Below are 16,740 nucleotides of genomic sequence, written 5' to 3'. Positions count from 1 at the left end.
GCCTCAGGCCCCGCCATGCACGGCCAGCCAGTGGCGGGCGATCTGCGCGCGCGTGGCGATCCACACCCCCTCCTTCGTGCGCAGGTGCTGCAGGATCTGCTCCAGCGCCTTCATGCGCGCCGGACGGCCGATCATGCGCAGGTGCAGTCCCACCGACAGCATGCGCGGCGCGTGCGCGCCCTCGCGCGCCAGCCAGTCGGCCGCATCGCACACGTACTCTGCGAAGCTCGCGGCCGTGTCGAAGCGCTGCGTGTGCTGGAACTGCATGTCGTTGGTGTCGAAGGCATAGGGCAGCACCAGATGGCGCCGGCCGTCCACCGGCACGACATACGGCGTGTCGTCGTTGTAGGCATCGCTGTCGTACAGGAAGCCATGCTTGACCAGCAGCGCGCGCGTGTTCGGCGTGCAGGCCGAGCGCGTGTGCCAGCCCACGGGGCGCTGGCCCGTCGCCTGTGTGATGGCCGCCAGGCTGGCGAGGATCAACGCCTCTTCTTCCTCCATGCCCATGTCCGCATGGCTCTGCCAGCGGTAGCCATGTGCCGACACTTCGTGCCCGCGTGCGACCGCGTCCTGCGCAAGCCATGGGCTGCGTTCGACGGCCCGGCCGCAGCTGCTGAGCGTGAAGGGCGCATCGAAGCGATCGAAGGTGTCGGCGATGCGCCACCAGGCGGTTCGCGTGCCGTACTCGAAGTGGCTGTCGATGCACGGGTCCCAACCGGCGCGCGGATCGATCACTTCGTACACGCCTTCATTGCGCACGTCGCCATCGGCCACGGAGAACTCCGCGCCCTCCTCGAAGTTCATGACGAAGGACACGGCAAGGCCCGCATTGCCGGGCCAACGAAAGGCAGGCAGGTCGCGGCCGTAGCCTTGAAAATCACGCATCGGTTCTGTCTCCTGATGGGCGGTCAGTCCGCCTTGATGTTTCGTTCCTTGACGACCTTGCCCCAGCGCACGAACTCGGCATCGAGGTAGTCGGACGACTGCTTGAGCGTCATGCTCGCGACCTCGCCGCCGGTGTCTTCGATGCGGGCCTTGAAGTCCGGCATCGTCACCATGCGGCGCAACTCGGCATTGACCTTCTCGAGCACTGGCTTCGGCGTCTTCGCTGGCGCCAGCAGCATGTACCAGGACACGAACTCGTAGCCGGGCACGCCGGCCTCGGCCACCGTGGGCACGTCGGGCAACTTGGGCGAACGCTTGCTGCCGGTGATGGCCAGCGGCACGAGCTTGCCGCTCTGCACCAGCGGGAGCGACGACGTGATGATGTCCACCGACAGCGCGACGCGGTCGCCCATCACGTCCTGCAGCGCCGGGGCCGCGCCCTTGTACGGCACGTGGATCATGTGGATGCCGGTCATCGATTCGATCAGCGCCGCGCCCACGTGGCTGGTGGTGCCCACGCCCGACGAGGCGTACTGCAACGACTCGGGCTTGGCCTTGGCCATGTCGATCACCTCCTTGAGCGTCTTGCCCTTGAAGGACGGGCTCGCGACCACGATGCTGGGCACCTGCGCCACCACGCCCACCGGCACCAGGTCGGCCTTGGTGTCGAAGGGCAGCTTGGCGTACATGTAGGGGTTCACCGCATGGCCGATGGTCACCATGAGAAAGGTGCTGCCGTCGGCCGGCGCCTTGGCTGCCGCGTCGGTGCCGATCACGCCGCCCGCGCCGGGCTTGTTGTCGATGACCACGGGCTGCCGGTTGCCCCAGGCGTCCGACAGCTTCTGGCCAACCATCCGAGCGAACATGTCCGCGGCGCCGCCGGGCGGGAAGGGGACGATGATCTTGACCGGCTTGTCGGGGTAGTTCGCCGCGTCCTGCGCGAAGGCCGCGCCAGCGGCCAACGCCAGCGGCAGGCACAGGCAGACAAGGGCGGCACGGCGGCCGGACGACAGGGCGAAGGAAACGAATGAGGCCACGCTGCTCTCCTTTGGACGATCCAAGGGTTGAAGAACGGCGCATGCCCGAAATTGGAACGGTCGATGCGCCATCAATGTGCACATTCATATATTGATTGTGCACAATTTGGAGTGGTTGCAGGATGCGTGCCATCGCCAGTTCGCCCTTTTTGCAGAAAGAAAAAAGCCCCGCAGTGCGGGGCTTTTTGTCGGGCGCATGAGCTTCAGTGCTGCAGGATCTTGTTCAGGAAATCCTTGGTGCGCGGCTGGCGGTTCTCCGGGTGGCTGAAGAACTCGTCCTTCGGGCAGTCTTCCAGGATGCGGCCACCGACGTCGATGAAGATCACGCGGCTCGCAACCTTGCGGGCGAAGGCCATCTCGTGCGTCACGACCATCATGGTCATGCCTTCCTTGGCCAGGCTCACCATGACATCGAGCACCTCGCCGACCATTTCCGGGTCGAGTGCCGAGGTGGGTTCGTCGAACAGCATCACGATCGGGTCCATCGACAGCGCACGCGCAATGGCCACGCGCTGCTGCTGACCGCCGGAGAGCTGGCCGGGAAACTTGTCCTTGTGCGCCATCAGACCCACGCGGTCGAGCATTTTCAGGCCGCGTACCTTGGCCTCGTCGGGCTTGCGGCCCAGCACCTTGATCTGCGCGATCGTGAGGTTCTCGGTCACCGACAGGTGCGGGAACAGTTCGAAGTGCTGGAACACCATACCGACCTTGGAGCGCAGCTTGGGCAAGTTGGTCTTGGGGTCGTGCAGCGGAATGCCGTTGACGGTGATCTCGCCCTTCTGGAAAGGCTCCAGCGCGTTCACGGTCTTGATCAGCGTCGACTTGCCCGAACCCGACGGGCCGCAGACCACGACCACGTCGCCCTTCTTGATACTCACCGAACATTCGTTGAGCACCTGAACCGGGCCGTACCACTTGGAAACGTTTTTGATTTCAATCATTTCAATCTCTCCACTCAACGGATGATGGCAATCTTCTTGTGCAGGCGCTTGACGCAGTACGACAGTGCATAGCACATGATGAAGTACACGACGGCGGCCAGCAGGTAGGCCTCGATCGGACGGCCGTAGTTCTTGCCGGCAGTCTCGAAGCCCTTGAGCATGTCGTAGGCGCCGATGGCGTAGACCAGCGAGGTGTCCTGGAACAGGATGATGGTCTGCGTGAGCAGCACCGGCAGCATGTTGCGGAAGGCCTGCGGCAGCACCACCAGCTTCATGTTCTGGCCGTAGGTCATGCCCACCGCCTGGCCCGCATTCACCTGGCCGCGCGGAATCGACTGGATGCCCGCGCGCATGATCTCGCTGAAGTAGGCCGCCTCGAAGGCGATGAAGGTCACGACCGCCGACACCTCGGCGCCGATCGGCCGCCCGATGGCGAAGGGCGCCAGCAGGAACACCCACAGGATCACCATCACCAGCGGGATGCTTCGCATGCCGTTGACGTAGATGGCCGCGGGCATGTCGAGCCACTTCTTGCCCGACAGGCGCATGAGCGCCAGCACGGTGCCGAACAGCACGCCGCCGATGGTGGCCACCACCGTCAGGATGATGCTGAAGTAGAAGCCCTTGAGGACGAACTTGCTGATGACGTCCCAGTTGTAGAACGAAAAGTCGAGTGCCATCATGTCAGTGACCTCCGCCGCCGCTGGCCGAGACGATGAAGCCCGGCACCCGCGTCTTTTTCTCGATGAAGGCCATGATCCGGTTGATTGCGAAGGCCGACACCACGTAGAGCCCGGTCACGGCCAGATAGACCTCGATGCCGCGCGACGTTTCTTCCTGCGCCTGCATGGCGAACATCGTGAGTTCGGTCACCGACACGGCGAACGCCACCGACGAGTTCTTGAAGATGTTCATCGTCTCGCTCGTGAGCGGCGGAATGATGATGCGGTACGCCATCGGCAGGATGACGTAGCGGTAATACTGCGGCGTGGTAAAGCCCACTGCCATGCCAGCGTAACGCTGGCCCTTGGGCAGCGCCTGGATGCCCGAGCGCACCTGCTCGGCAATCCGCGCCGACGTGAAGAAGCCCAGCGCAAGCACCACCAGCACGAAGCTCGAGACGTTCTTCATCGCAGGGATCAGTGCCGGAATGACGTGGTACCAGAGGAAGATCTGCACCAGCAGCGGAATGTTGCGAAACAGCTCCACCCAGGCATTGCCGAACCGGACCAGCCAGGGGCTGTCGGGCAGCGTGCGGATGATGCCGATGAGCGAGCCAATCACCAGCGCCACGATGAGCGCGAGCAGCGACACCGACAGCGTCCAGCCCCAGGCCGACAGCATCCATTCCAAGTAGGTCGGGTACTTCCCGCCCGGGTCTTGCATGAAGACCTGCCAATCCCAGTTTGATCCCATCGGGACTCTCCTTCTTCTCGATCGTTGTTATGAAACGCGCTGTCGAAAACAAACGCCCGCCAAGAGGGGGCGGGCGTTGCTCATTGACCGCCGTGAATTACTTCTTGACGGCGTACTCTTCCATGGGCTTGTCGTTCGGGTTCGCCCATGCATCCTTGGTCGCATCCGACAGGGCCAGGCCGATCTTCACGTTGGCCGGCGGGATCGGTTGCAGGAACCACTTGTCCCACAGCTTATTGAGCTCGCCCGACTTGATCTGCGCCTTGATGCTGTCGTCCACGGCCTTCTTGAAGGCCGGGTCGTCCTTGCGGATCATGATGGCGATCGGCTCGACGCTCAGCACCTCGCCGACGATCTTGTAGTCGGCCGGCGACTTCGACTTGGCGATGTTGGACGCGAGAATGGAACCGTCCATCACGAAGGCATCGGCGCGGCCCGATTCGAGCAGCAGGAAGCTGTCGGAGTGGTCCTTGCCGTACAGCTCCTTGAAGTCGATGCCGTTGGCGCGTTCGTTCTTGCGCAGCGTTTGCACCGAGGTGGTACCGGTGGTGGTGGCCACGGTCTTGCCGGCCAGGTCCTTGATGCCCGTGATGCCCGAGCTGGCCTTCACGGCCATGCGCACTTCTTCCACGTAGGTCGTCACGGCGAAGGCAACGTCCTTCTGGCGGGTCGCGTTGTTCGTGGTCGAGCCGCATTCGATGTCGACGGTGCCGTTCTGCACCAGCGGAATGCGGTTCTGCGAGGTCACCGGTTGGTACTTGGTTTCCAGCTTCTTGCCGGCAGCCTTTTCCAGGTCCTTGATGATGTTCGCGCAGATGTCGTAGTGGAAACCGGTGTACTGGCCGTTGCCCAGCGTGTACGAGAGACCCGAGGATTCGCGCACACCTTCGGTGATGACGCCCGATGCCTTGATCTTGGCCAGCGTGTCGTTGGCCTGCGCGAAGGCCGTGCCGACGGCCAGGGCGGAAATTGCCACTGCCAATACTTGCTTTTTCATACGAAAACTCCTGAATCTGGATGAAAGGGTTACAACGAAATTTTAGGCATTCACGTTTCAGGGAATACCCGAGCCAATCGGGTGCAGCATGCACCGGGACTCAGCGCCCCGAGTGTGCACGAGCCCAGAAGTGGTGCGGCCGAACACTTTCGCCTTGTTCAGCCCATTAGTTAGCAGTCTTTATGCCCGCGCCTTTACGTTTCCATACGGGTTCGGCACTGCTCCATGCAAACAATACATGGCATTCCCTCGCCCCTGCAGGTCATTGGCCGGTTCATGCCGCAGGTTGGGTTTTCACCAGATGCGTCCACAGCGCATCGACCGCGCGCTTGCCCTGCCCAACCTCGGCAGCGGCTTTGGGCGTGCGGGCAGGCGCCTTGCCGGTGGCCAACGGCACAGGCCGCTCGCGGTAGGCACGAATTTCCATGGCTGCTTCCAGGCTGTCGATCTCTGGCGGCAGCGCGCTCACCAGCCGGCGCGTCTTCACTTCCTGCCGTACCGCGCTTTGTGGCAGGAAGGCGATGCCATGGCCTTCGAGCGCCATCGCCTTGAGGCCTTCGGACATGTCGGTTTCGTAGACGCGGTCCAGGTGAATGGCCGTGCCGGACTCCTTGATCAGCTGGTCCACCACGCCGCTCAGGTAGGCGCCGGGCGCATAGCCGAGGTAGGGCAGCGGCTGGCCAGGACGCCCCGGCAGGCGGTAGCGCGGCGCGCCATCCGCGTCGGGCTTGACCCACGGCGCGACCACCTCGTGGCCCAGCAGCACCATCTCATAGCGATGGGTGTCGAGCTGCAGCGGTTGCGACGGGTGCTGGTAGGCGATCAGGATGTCGCAGCTGCCCTCCACGAGCCGCAGCACGGCGTCGTGCACGTTGAGCGCGATCAGCCGGCTCTTCAACGGCCCGAAGTGCTCGCGCAGCATGCTGGCCCAGGCCGGGAAGAAGGTGAAAGCGAGCGTGTGAGGTACGGCGAACTCGATCACGTCATGTGCGGCCGCCGAATGCCCGCGCAGCATGGCCCGCGTGCTCTGCAGGCCCTGAAGCATTTCGATGGCCTGCGCATAGAGCGTCTGGCCTGCGGCGGTCAGGCGCGTCGGATACGAGCTCCGGTCCACCAGATCCGTGCCGGCCCAGCCCTCGAGCGCCTGGATACGGCGCGAGAACGCGGGTTGGGTCACATGACGGAGTTGTGCCGAACGGCTGAAGCTGCGCGTTTCAGCCAGACTGACGAAGTCTTCGAGCCACTTGGTTTCCATGGCAGCGATTATCAGCGGGCGCCGGTGCCAGGCGCCGGGGGCTAGATCGGCGAAACCACGCCACGCCCGGCAAAGTGACCCGCGGCGTTGTCGAGAAAGCGCTGCACCGAGGCAGTGACAGCTTCGGGCGACCAGCCGGCCATGTGCGGCGTGAGCACGACGTTGTCCAGGCCAATGAGCGGCTCCGGTCGCATCGGCTCGCTCTCATACACGTCGAGCCCCGCGCCGCCGAGTCGCCCTTCGCGCAACGCGGCGGCCAGCGCGTCGGTATCGACCACACTGCCGCGCGCGATGTTGACCAGCACGCCCTGCGGCCCGAGCGCGTCGAGGATCTCGCGGTTGACCAGATGCCGCGTCCCTGCACCGCCCGGCGTGGCGATGACCAGGAAGTCGGCCCACTCCGCGAGCGCCAGCAGGCTGTCGAAGTAGCGATGCGCCACGCCCTCCCTGGGGCGTCGGTTGTGGTACCCGATGGTCATGTCGAAGCCGCTCGCGCGCTTGGCGATCTTCTGGCCGATGGTGCCCAGGCCGACGATGCCCAGCTTGCGGCCGGAGACGTTGGGCGGAAACGGGATCACGTCGCGCCACACCCCGTCACGGCATTGGCGGTCCAGGCGCACGATGCCGCGCACGGCCGCAATCAGCAGCCCGAAGGCATGGTCGGCCACGCAGTCGTCGTTGGTGCCCGCGCCGTTGCCCAACGCAATGCCGCGCAGGCGCGCCGCGTCGAGCGCGATGTTCTCGTAACCGGCACCCAAGGCACAGATCAGCTCGAGCTGGGGCATGACGTCGATCTCGGCAGCGCTGAAGCCGGTGCTGCCATTGGTCAGCACCGCGCGGTAGCGGGCGCCATGGGTTGCCACGGCGGCATCGCGCGCAGCCCGATCGGGCGCATAGGTCACGTCGAAGTGCTGTGCGAGAAGGGCGAGGTGTTCGTCGGTCTGCAGGCTCAACACCAGCAAGGGAATTTTCGCGGTCATTCGAATCGCTCCTGAGTGAGTTTCAAAAAAAGGGATGGCCAGGGATCACAGCAGCGGCACCGCCTCGCTCTTCTGCATGGCCCACATCTGCGCGTAGCGGCCCTGGCGCTCGAGCAGCGCGGCATGCGTGCCGCGCTCGACGATCACGCCGCTCTCGAGCACCAGAATCTCGTGCGCGTCGACCACGGTGGACAGCCGGTGCGCGATGACCAGCGTGGTCTTGTTCTGCGCCGCGTTCTTCAGCTCCGACTGGATGGCCCGTTCGTTGGCGGAATCGAGCGCCGAGGTCGCCTCGTCGAAGATCACGATGGGCGGATTCTTCAGCAGCGTGCGCGCAATGGCCACGCGCTGCTTCTCGCCGCCCGACAGCTTGAGGCCGCGCTCGCCGACCGGCGTGTCGTAACCGCGGGGCGTGGCGGCGATGAAGTCGTGGATGCGCGCGGCACGGGCCGCGGCCTCCACTTCGGCGCGGGTGGCCTGCGGGCGCCCATACGCGATGTTGTATTGCACCGTGTCGTTGAAGAGCACCGTGTCCTGCGGCACGATGCCGATGGCCTGCCGCACGCTGGCCTGGGTGACCGCGCGGATGTCCTGGCCCCCGATGGTGATGCGGCCTTCCTGCACGTCGTAGAAGCGGTAGAGCAGCCGCGCCAGCGTCGACTTGCCCGAACCCGAGGGGCCGACCACAGCCACCGTCTTGCCGGCGGGAATCTCGAAGCTGACGTGCTGGAGGATCGGGCGTGCAGGCTCGTAGGCGAAGCTCACGTCCTCGAAGCGGACAGTGGCATCGGCCTGGGCGTCAGGCGCGATGACCAGCGCACGCGCGCCCGGCCTGTCGCTGACTTCACGCTCCTTTTCCATCAGCACGAACATCTTGTCCAGGTCGGTCAGGCTCTGCTTGATCTCGCGGTAGATCACGCCCAGGAAGTTCAGCGGAATGTAGAGCTGGATCATGAATGCGTTGACCATGACCAGGTCGCCCAGCGTCATGCGCCCCTCGACCACGCCCGCCGTCGCGCGCCACAGCATCAGCACCAGGCTCACGGCGATCAGCATCTGCTGGCCGGCGTTGAGCATGCTGAGCGTGCGCTGACTCTTGATGGCCGCCTTGCGGTAGCGGTCGAGGCTCGCGTCGTAGCGCTTGGCCTCGAACTCCTCATTGTTGAAGTACTTGACGGTCTCGTAATTCAGCAGCGAATCGACGGCGCGGCTCTGTGCCACGGAGTCGAGTTCGTTCATGGTCTTGCGGAACTGCGTGCGCCATTCGGTCACCGTGACGGTGAAGCCGATGTACAGCACCAGCGCCACGCCGGTGATCCAGACGAAGAGCGAGTCGAACTTGACGCCCAGGATGGTCAACACCAGCGTGAGCTCGATCAGCGTCGGCACGATGCTGTAGAGCGACATCGAGATCAGCGAATGCACGCCGCGCGTGCCGCGTTCGATGTCGCGCGTCATGCCGCCGGTCTGCCGTTCCAGGTGAAAGCGAAGGCTCAGCGCATGCAGGTGGCGAAAGACCTCCAGCGAGATGCTGCGCGCCGCGCCCTCGGTCGCCTTGGCGAACACCAGTTCGCGCAGCTCATTGAAGAGCGAGGTCGAAAAGCGCAACAGACCGTAGGCCACCAGCAGCGCGGTCGGCACCACCAGCAGCGCCTGGGCCATGTCAGGCTTGGGCGTCATGGTGTCGACCAGGTTCTTCAGCAGCAGCGGCACTCCCACGTTCGCCACCTTGGCGCCCACCATGAACGTGAGCGCCGCCAGCACCCGCCATTTGTACTGCCACAGGTACGGAAACAGGCGACGCAGGGTCGCCCAGTCGGAGCGGTCGGCACGCGCGGGCTGGCCGGCGGCCGTCGATTCAGGAGGAGGATGGATTTCGCCGCTTCGGCGCATGGGGGACAATCAGGGTTGTTATTTTGCTCAGATTGTGCCCATGTCCGATTCTCCGCGTGCCCCTGCGGCCACCGTTCTCAAGAGCCTGCCCACCGACATGGAGCTGGTGCTCAAGGTCATTCCGATGCCGGGCGACTGCAATGCCAACGGCGACATCTTCGGCGGCTGGGTCATGGCGCAGTGCGATCTGGCTGGCTCGGTGATTCCGGCGCGCTACACGCGCGGGCGCATGGCCACCGTGGCCGTCAACGAGTTCGTCTTCAAGCAGCCCGTGCGCATCGGCGACATCCTGTCGTTCTACTCGAAGCTCGTGCGCACGGGCCGCACGTCGGTCACCGTGCTGGTGGAGGTGTTCGCCGAGCGCTTCCAGGCACAGGGCGAATACATCAAGGTGACGCAGGCCACGTTCACTTACGTCGCCATCGATGACAAGGGCCGGCCACGGCCCCTGCCTTCCGTCGCCGCCGCCCCCGTCTGATTCGCAGCGGGTTGCGCGTGCTCAGACCTTGCTGAAGTCCGGCTTGCGCTTCTCCATGAACGCCTGAAAGGCCTCGCGCGCCGCAGGCGAGCGCATGGCCTTGCCGAAACTTGCCCCTTCCACATCGAGGCGCTCGAGGGCCGCGCCCTGCTGCGACAGCTTGAGCAGCCGTTTGGTTTCCACCAGCGCCGACAGCGGCTTGGCGGCGAGCTTGCGCGCCTGCGATTGGGCGATGCCGTTGCACTCGGTCGGCGGCACCACCCGGTTCACCAGGCCGACTTCCATGGCGGCCTCGGCCATGAAAGGCTCACCCAGCATCAGCGCCTCGGCCGCGCGGTGGTAGCCGAACATCAGCGGTGCGAGCAGGCTGGAGCCGGCCTCGGGCACCAGCCCCAGGTTCACGAAGGGCATCGAGAACGCCGCGTTGTCGCCCGCGTACACCAGGTCGCAGTGGAACAGCAGCGTGGTGCCGATACCCACGGCCGGGCCGCACACCGCAGCGACCACCGGCTTGGGAAAGGCCGCAATGAGGCGCAGGAAGCGCATGGCCGGCGATTCGGGCAGCGGCTGGTCGGCCGGCGTTCCGGCGGCGGCCATGAAGTCGGCGATGTCGTTGCCGGCGCTGAAGACGGTCGGATCGCCCTGGATCAGCACGGCGCGCACGGCCGCGTCGTCCACCGCCGCGGCGAGCGCGTCCGACAGCGCGTCATACATCGCCCCCGTGATGGAATTCTTGCGGGCGAGGCGGTTGAAGGTGAGCGTCAGGACGCCAGCTTCGGTGTGGCTCAGGATATCGGTCATGGCTGTGGTCTTTCGGGAATGAGGGGTGGGCGCAAGGCTCAGGCCAGGTGCTCGCGCACGAAGTCGAGCCGGTCCTGGCCCCAGAACAGGGTGTCGCCGACGAACATTGTCGGGGCGCCGAACACGCCACGCGCCACGGCCTGCTCGGTGGCGGCCTTGAGCTGGTCCTTGACGTCCTGGCTGCTGGCAAGTGCAACCATCGCGGCCGCATCGAAGCCTGCGGCTTGCAGCACGGCGCCCACGATGGCAGGGTCGTTGAGGTTCTGCGGCGCCACCCACATGGCGTGGAACACGGCCTCGACATAGGCGGCAAAGCGCTCGGGCGACTTCATCTGCAGGCCGGTGGCGGCGCGCATGAGCAGCAGCGTGTTGACGGGAAAGTGCGGGTTCTGCGCAAAGGGCACGCCATAGCGCGCAGCGAAACGGCGCAGATCGGCCTGCATGTACGGCCCCTTGTGCAGCACCTGCGCGGGCGAATGGTTGCCCGTGGCCTGGAACACGCCACCCAACAGCATCGGCTTCCAGACCAGCGTGGCGCCAGCTTCGGTGCACAGCTGCGGCAATTGCGTGGCAGCCAGGTAGGCGGCCGGGCTGCCCAGGTCGAAATAGAACTCCACCGTCTTCGTCATGGTGACTCCTAGAATTTTTCCGACCAGGGCCGCAGGTCGAGCTCATGCGTCCACGCATCGCGCGGCTGGGCGTGCAGCATGGCATAGGCGTCGGCGATGTGCGCCGGATTCAGGATGCCGTCGTCGGCCTTGAGCGCATAGCGCTCGGGAAAGTTGCTGCGAATGAACTCGGTGTCGATGGCACCGTCGACTACCACGTGCGCGACGTGGATGCCCTGCGGCCCCAGCTCGCGCGCCATCGACTGGGCCAGCGCGCGTAGCGCCATCTTCGCGCCCGAGAAAGCGCCGAAGTGGGCGGCACCGCGCAGCGAGGCGGTCGCGCCGGTGAAGATCAGCGTGCCACGGTGGCCACTTGCAGGCATCGGCCGCGCGACCATGCGCCGGGCGACTTCGCGGCCGTTGAGAAAGCCAGAGAAGCAGGCCATCTCCCAGACCTTGAAGTACTTGCGCGCGCTTTCGGTGAGGATGCTCTCGGGCACGTTGGCGCCGATGTTGAACACCATCACCTCGATCGGCCCGATACGGGTCTCGATGTCCTCGACCAGCGCCACCACGTCGTCTTCCTTGCGCGCATCGCAGCCGAAGGCATGTGCAACGCCGCCCTCGGCCGTGATCTGCGCGACCAGCGGCTGCAGCTTGTCGAGACTGCGGCGCGTCACGCAGGTGGCGTAGCCCTCGCGTGCGAAGCGGCGCGCAATCGCGCCGCCCGTGGCATCGCCGGCGCCGACGATCAACGCAGCAGGCAGGGCCATGGTCATTCCTTGAAGTAGACGATCTGGTTGCTGGTGGCCAGCAGCGCCCCCGCCTCGCTCCACAGTTGCGCGGCCTGGTCGAAGAAGCCGTTGCAGAACTGCTGCGCGCTCGCGCGTCCCATCACGTAGCCCGTGCCCACCGCGCAGAGTTGCGCGGCATCGGCATGGAAGTAGGTCGTGATCGACACGGTGCCGGCCGGCACCACCGTAGCGCGCCGCAGCCAGACACGCGGAAAGAACATGTCGCTCATGGCGGTGAGCGCGGCGAAGTCGAGCGCGCGCGGCACCGCATCGCGCATCCACAGCCGCGTTTCGCTGTGCGTGCCGGTACCGTCCCACACAGACGGAACGGCCCCGTGGATCGGCCGCATCTCGTACTGGCCGACCCATGCCACGCCGCGCGGGCCAGCCTCCATGCGCGCCACCTCCGCAGGCGGCGATGCGGGTGGCATCGGCGTGTCGTTCTGGCTCCAGGTGTCGCGGCGCACGGCCGTGACGACGGTGGCGGTGGTGGTCACGCGCGGCGCGCCATCGGCGCCCGCCTGCGTCATCTGCACGGTCCAGTGTTGGGTCGAACGATTGGTGCGCACGGCGGTGGCCTGCAGGTCGAAGTTGCCGGCCTCGATGGCCGCGGCATAGTTCACCGTCAGGGCGATCGGCGCGCCAAGCAGGTCCGGATGCTGCAGCACCGACTGCAGCATCACGGCCGCGGTGGTGCCGCCAAAAGGCCCCACCATGTTCCAGTAGTCGGGGCTCGTCATGCCCGTGAAATGGCCCACGCGGATGTCGCTGTGCGCAAGCGCCAGCGCTTTGTCGAATACGTGTTTCGTCACTGTCGTCTCCTCATGCCCGATGGACTCTGTTCAGCGACATGCCGTGCGCGAGTGCCTGGAAGCCCCAAGGCCCCAAAACCCAAAGACGGCCTCAGACCCGCTCGAAGATCCCCGCTGCACCCTGCCCCATGCCCACGCACATCGTGACCATGCCGTACTTGAGATTCTTGCGCCGCAGCGCATGAATCACTGTCGCCGAACGGATAGCGCCGGTCGCGCCCAGCGGATGGCCCAGCGCGATCGCACCGCCCATCGGGTTGACCTTGCTCGGATCGAGCCCCAGCGTGTTCATGACCGCCAGCGACTGCGCGGCAAAGGCTTCGTTGAGTTCGAACCAGTCGATGTCCTCGTGCTTGAGCCCCGCGTAGCGCAGCGCGGCAGGAATCGCCTCGATCGGGCCGATGCCCATGATGTGCGGTGGCACGCCCTTGCTCGCGAAGCTGACGAAGCGCGCCAGCGGCGTCAGGCCGAACTGCCTGACCGCTTTCTCGCTCGCCAGGATCAACGCACCTGCGCCATCGGAGGTCTGCGAACTGTTGCCGGCCGTGACGCTGCCGCGCGCGGCGAACACGGTGCGCAGCTTGCCCAGGCCTTCCAGGCTGGTGTCGGGGCGCGCACCTTCGTCGAGGCTGACGATCCGCTTCCTTGCGATCGCCTCGCCGGTGGCCAGGTCCGGCGTGCGGTCGGTGACCTCGATGGGCGTGATCTCGTCGGCAAACTCACCGGCAGCCTGTGCAGCCAGGGCCTTCTGGTGCGAGGCGAGCGCGAACGCATCCTGCGCATCGCGGCTCACCTTCCACTGCTGGGCCACCTTCTCGGCGGTCAGGCCCATGCCGTAGGCGATGCCAACGTCGGCCTCGCGCTCGAAGATGGATGGCGACAGCGAGGGCGAATTGCCCATCATCGGCACCATGCTCATGCTCTCGACCCCGGCGGCGATCATCACATCGGCTTCGCCCACGCGGATGCGGTCGGCGGCCATCTGCACGGCCGACAGGCCGGAGGCGCAGAAGCGATTGACGGTGATGCCGCCCACGCTGGTCGGCAGGCCCGCGAGCACCGCGCCGATGCGCGCGATGTTCAGGCCCTGGCTGCCTTCGGGAATGGCGCAGCCGCAGATGATGTCCTCGATGGCCGCCGGATCGAGGCCCGGCACCGCCGCCAGCGCAGCCTTCAGCGTGGTGGCCAGCAGGTCGTCGGGCCGTTGGTTGCGAAAGAACCCGCGGTGCGACTTGCCGATGGGCGTGCGGGTGGCGGAGACGATGTAGGCGTCTTGAACTTGTTTCATGGACAGCTCCTGATGGGCTTTCTCTATTCGGGAAACACCGCGGAACCGGCTTTGCCGGGCCGCAGGTGTTGCCCCCTGCAAGGGGGTTGGCGTAGCGACACGAAGTGCGCGAAGACTGGGGGCTCAGTTCCTGACCGGCTTGCCGGTGCTCAGCATCCCCATGATCCGTTCCTGCGTCTTGGGATGCAGGATCAGCGAGCAGAATGCCTTGCGTTCGAGCGCCATCAGGTATTCCTCGGTCACGAGCGAGCCGGCATCGACGTCGCCGCCGGTGACCACTTCGGCGATCAGGCTGGCGATGTGGAAATCATGCGCGCTGATGAAGCCACCGTCGCGCATGTTGACCAGTTGGCCCTTGATGGTCGCAGCGCCGCTGCGGCCAGCCACGCGGAAGCTGCGGCGCAGCGGTGCGCGGTAACCGGCGTCGGCCATCGCCTTGGCCTGCTGCAGCGCGACGTGAAGGAGTTCGTCCTTGTGCGGCACAATCACGTCGCCATCGAGCAGGTAGCCGAGCTTCTTCGAGTCCAGCGCGCCTGTACCGACCTTGGCCATCGCGGCGGCGGTGAAGCCTTCGGTCAGGAAAGGCAGCAAATCGGTGCCGGTGGACGCCGCCGCGTTCTCGGCCGCACGGCGCGCAATGTAGGTCAGCCCGCCCGCGCCAGGCACGAGACCGACGCCGACTTCGACCAGGCCGATGTAGCTTTCCATCGCAGCCACGCGCCGGGCCGAATGCACGGCCAGTTCACAGCCGCCGCCCAACGCCATGCCACGCACGGCCGAGATCACCGGCACGCTCGCGTAGCGGATCTTGAGCATCACGTTCTGCAGTTCCGCTTCGGCCCCCTCGACCGCCCCGATGCCGGCCACCACGAAGGCCGGCAGCATCGCCTGCAGGTCGGCGCCGACCGAGAACACCTCGCTGGGCGACCAGATCACCAGGCCCTGGTATTCGGCCTCCGCCAGGTCGACCGCCGCACCGAGCGCCTCGGCCACGTCGGGGCTGATGGCGTTCATCTTGGAATGGATGCTGGCAATCAGCACGTCGCCGTCGAGCGTCCAGACGCGCACGTCGCCGTCATCGCTGATCAGGGTGCCGGCCTCGCGTGGATCGCGCGCGTTCGCGCCGAGCACGCTCTCCGGGAACAGTTGCCGCGCATGCACCGGCAGCTGGCGCTGGGCAATGAACCGGCTTTGCGACGCGCTCCACGAACCTTCCGGCGTGTGCACCCCACCCGCCTGCGCGACCGGGCCTTCGAACACCCATCGGGGCAGCGGCGCCGTGCTCAGCGCCTTGCCGGCATCGATGTCTTCCTGCACCCATTTCGCCACCTGTGCCCAGCCGGCTTCCTGCCAAAGCTCGAAGGGACCCTGCTTCATGCCAAAGCCCCAGCGCATGGCGAAGTCGATGTCGCGCGCGCTCTCGGCGATGGCCGCCAGGTGCACGGCCGCGTAATGGAAGCTGTCGCGCAGGATGGCCCAGAGGAACTGGCCCTGCGGGCCTTCGCTCTCGCGCAGCAGCTTCAGCCGCTCGCCAGCCGGCTTCTTGAGCATGCGGCCATAGACCTCGTCGGCCTTCTGGCCCGCCGGCACGTACTCGCCCTGGTCCAGGTCAAAGCGCAGGATGTCGCGACCGACCTTCTTGAAGAAGCCGGCCTTGGCCTTCTGGCCGAGGTGGCCGAGTTCGAGCAGCTTGGCGAGCACGGGCGGCGTGGCGAAGCTGCCGTAGAACGGGTCGGTCTCCAGGCTCAGGTTGTCCTGCAGCGTCTTCACCACATGCGCCATGGTGTCGAGGCCGACCACGTCGGCCGTGCGGAAAGTGCCAGAGCTCGCCCGGCCCAGCTTCTTGCCAGTGAGGTCGTCCACCACATCGGGCGTGAGACCGAACTTCTCGACTTCCTTGAGCGTGGCCAGCATGCCGGCGATGCCGATACGGTTGGCGATGAAGTTGGGCGTGTCGTGCGCACGCACCACGCCCTTGCCGAGCGTGCTCGTCACGAAGGTTTCGAGCTGGTCGAGCACCTGCGGCCCGGTGGTGGGCGTGTCGATCAGCTCGACCAGGAACATGTAGCGCGGCGGGTTGAAGAAGTGGATGCCGCAAAAGCGCGGCTTGAGCGCTTCGGGCAGTGCCTCGCTCAGTTGGGTGATCGACAGGCCCGACGTGTTGGACGCCAGGATGGCGTGTTTGGCGACGTGTGGCGCGATCTTCCGGTACAGGTCGAGCTTCCAGTCCATGCGCTCGGCAATGGCTTCGATGACGAGGTCGCAGTCGCCGAGCTTGGCCAGGTCGTCCTCGTAGTTGGCCACTTCGATCAGGCCGGCATCGGCCACATCGCCCAGCGGCGCAGGCTTCTGCTTCTTGAGGTTGTCGATGGCGCGGGTGACGATAGCGTTCTTGGGGCCCTCTTTGGCGGCCAGGTCGAACAGCACCACCGGCACGCGCACGTTGACCAGGTGCGCGGCAATCTGCGCACCCATCACGCCGGCGCCGAGCACGGCGACTTTCTTCACTTGGAATTTGGACATAAGTTGCTAGCTGGTTAATCGGGACGCATTGA

The 16,740-nt window shown here is 65.7% G+C and carries 16 protein-coding genes; 1 reads left to right on the top strand and 15 read right to left on the bottom strand.

Annotated elements, in window-relative coordinates; all coding sequences use genetic code 11:
- Positions 1-3: 3 nt before the first annotated feature.
- From J2W36_RS19320 to J2W36_RS19280, 9 genes are all read right to left on the bottom strand, one after another.
- Complete coding sequence (locus J2W36_RS19320) at positions 4-885, bottom strand: polysaccharide deacetylase family protein (RefSeq protein WP_307691391.1); 882 nt, start codon at positions 883-885, stop codon at positions 4-6.
- Between the two features lie 23 nt (positions 886-908).
- Positions 909-1,922 (bottom strand): tripartite tricarboxylate transporter substrate binding protein, encoded by a 1,014-nt coding sequence (locus J2W36_RS19315; protein WP_307691390.1) that lies wholly within the window; start codon positions 1,920-1,922, stop codon positions 909-911.
- Positions 1,923-2,125: 203 nt separating this feature from the next.
- On the bottom strand, positions 2,126-2,863 hold the full coding sequence (locus J2W36_RS19310) for an amino acid ABC transporter ATP-binding protein (protein WP_307691389.1): 738 nt from the start codon (positions 2,861-2,863) through the stop codon (positions 2,126-2,128).
- Between the two features lie 14 nt (positions 2,864-2,877).
- A complete protein-coding gene (locus J2W36_RS19305; protein WP_307691388.1) occupies positions 2,878-3,546 on the bottom strand; it encodes an amino acid ABC transporter permease in 669 nt (222 codons plus the stop codon).
- 1 nt (position 3,547) lies between these two features.
- On the bottom strand, positions 3,548-4,279 hold the full coding sequence (locus tag J2W36_RS19300) for an amino acid ABC transporter permease (RefSeq protein WP_307691387.1): 732 nt from the start codon (positions 4,277-4,279) through the stop codon (positions 3,548-3,550).
- Positions 4,280-4,376: 97 nt separating this feature from the next.
- The gene (locus J2W36_RS19295) at positions 4,377-5,276 is read right to left on the bottom strand and encodes a transporter substrate-binding domain-containing protein (protein WP_307691386.1); all 900 of its coding nucleotides are present in this window, start codon (positions 5,274-5,276) and stop codon (positions 4,377-4,379) included.
- Between the two features lie 274 nt (positions 5,277-5,550).
- Positions 5,551-6,531 (bottom strand): LysR substrate-binding domain-containing protein, encoded by a 981-nt coding sequence (locus tag J2W36_RS19290; RefSeq protein ID WP_307691385.1) that lies wholly within the window; start codon positions 6,529-6,531, stop codon positions 5,551-5,553.
- Between the two features lie 41 nt (positions 6,532-6,572).
- Positions 6,573-7,511: a 2-hydroxyacid dehydrogenase gene (locus tag J2W36_RS19285; protein ID WP_307691384.1), complete on the bottom strand. Its 939-nt coding sequence runs from the start codon at positions 7,509-7,511 to the stop codon at positions 6,573-6,575.
- Between the two features lie 45 nt (positions 7,512-7,556).
- On the bottom strand, positions 7,557-9,404 hold the full coding sequence (locus J2W36_RS19280) for an ABCB family ABC transporter ATP-binding protein/permease (RefSeq protein ID WP_307691383.1): 1,848 nt from the start codon (positions 9,402-9,404) through the stop codon (positions 7,557-7,559).
- 40 nt (positions 9,405-9,444) lie between these two features.
- On the opposite strand from J2W36_RS19280, the gene J2W36_RS19275 reads away from it, so the two are divergent.
- On the top strand, positions 9,445-9,882 hold the full coding sequence (locus J2W36_RS19275; protein WP_307691382.1) for an acyl-CoA thioesterase: 438 nt from the start codon (positions 9,445-9,447) through the stop codon (positions 9,880-9,882).
- Positions 9,883-9,903: 21 nt separating this feature from the next.
- Here the strand turns inward: J2W36_RS19275 and J2W36_RS19270 are convergent, their stop codons facing one another.
- From J2W36_RS19270 to J2W36_RS19245, 6 genes are all read right to left on the bottom strand, one after another.
- Entirely contained in the window at positions 9,904-10,683 is a 780-nt protein-coding gene (locus tag J2W36_RS19270; protein WP_307691381.1) for an enoyl-CoA hydratase, read from the bottom strand.
- 38 nt (positions 10,684-10,721) lie between these two features.
- Positions 10,722-11,312: a 2-hydroxychromene-2-carboxylate isomerase gene (locus J2W36_RS19265; RefSeq protein ID WP_307691380.1), complete on the bottom strand. Its 591-nt coding sequence runs from the start codon at positions 11,310-11,312 to the stop codon at positions 10,722-10,724.
- Positions 11,313-11,320: 8 nt separating this feature from the next.
- Entirely contained in the window at positions 11,321-12,064 is a 744-nt protein-coding gene (locus J2W36_RS19260) for an SDR family oxidoreductase (protein ID WP_307691379.1), read from the bottom strand.
- A gap of 2 nt (positions 12,065-12,066) precedes the next feature.
- Positions 12,067-12,897 (bottom strand): acyl-CoA thioesterase, encoded by an 831-nt coding sequence (locus J2W36_RS19255; protein ID WP_307691378.1) that lies wholly within the window; start codon positions 12,895-12,897, stop codon positions 12,067-12,069.
- Between the two features lie 91 nt (positions 12,898-12,988).
- Positions 12,989-14,185: an acetyl-CoA C-acyltransferase gene (locus J2W36_RS19250; protein ID WP_307691377.1), complete on the bottom strand. Its 1,197-nt coding sequence runs from the start codon at positions 14,183-14,185 to the stop codon at positions 12,989-12,991.
- Between the two features lie 123 nt (positions 14,186-14,308).
- Positions 14,309-16,708, bottom strand: a complete 2,400-nt coding sequence (locus tag J2W36_RS19245; protein WP_307691376.1) for a 3-hydroxyacyl-CoA dehydrogenase/enoyl-CoA hydratase family protein — start codon at positions 16,706-16,708, stop codon at positions 14,309-14,311.
- Positions 16,709-16,740: the final 32 nt, after the last annotated feature.

Source organism: Variovorax ginsengisoli, assembly GCF_030811835.1.
In the GTDB taxonomy this organism is placed as follows: Bacteria; Pseudomonadota; Gammaproteobacteria; order Burkholderiales; family Burkholderiaceae_C; genus Variovorax; species Variovorax ginsengisoli_C.
This window is presented reverse-complemented; position numbering and strand designations above follow the sequence as displayed.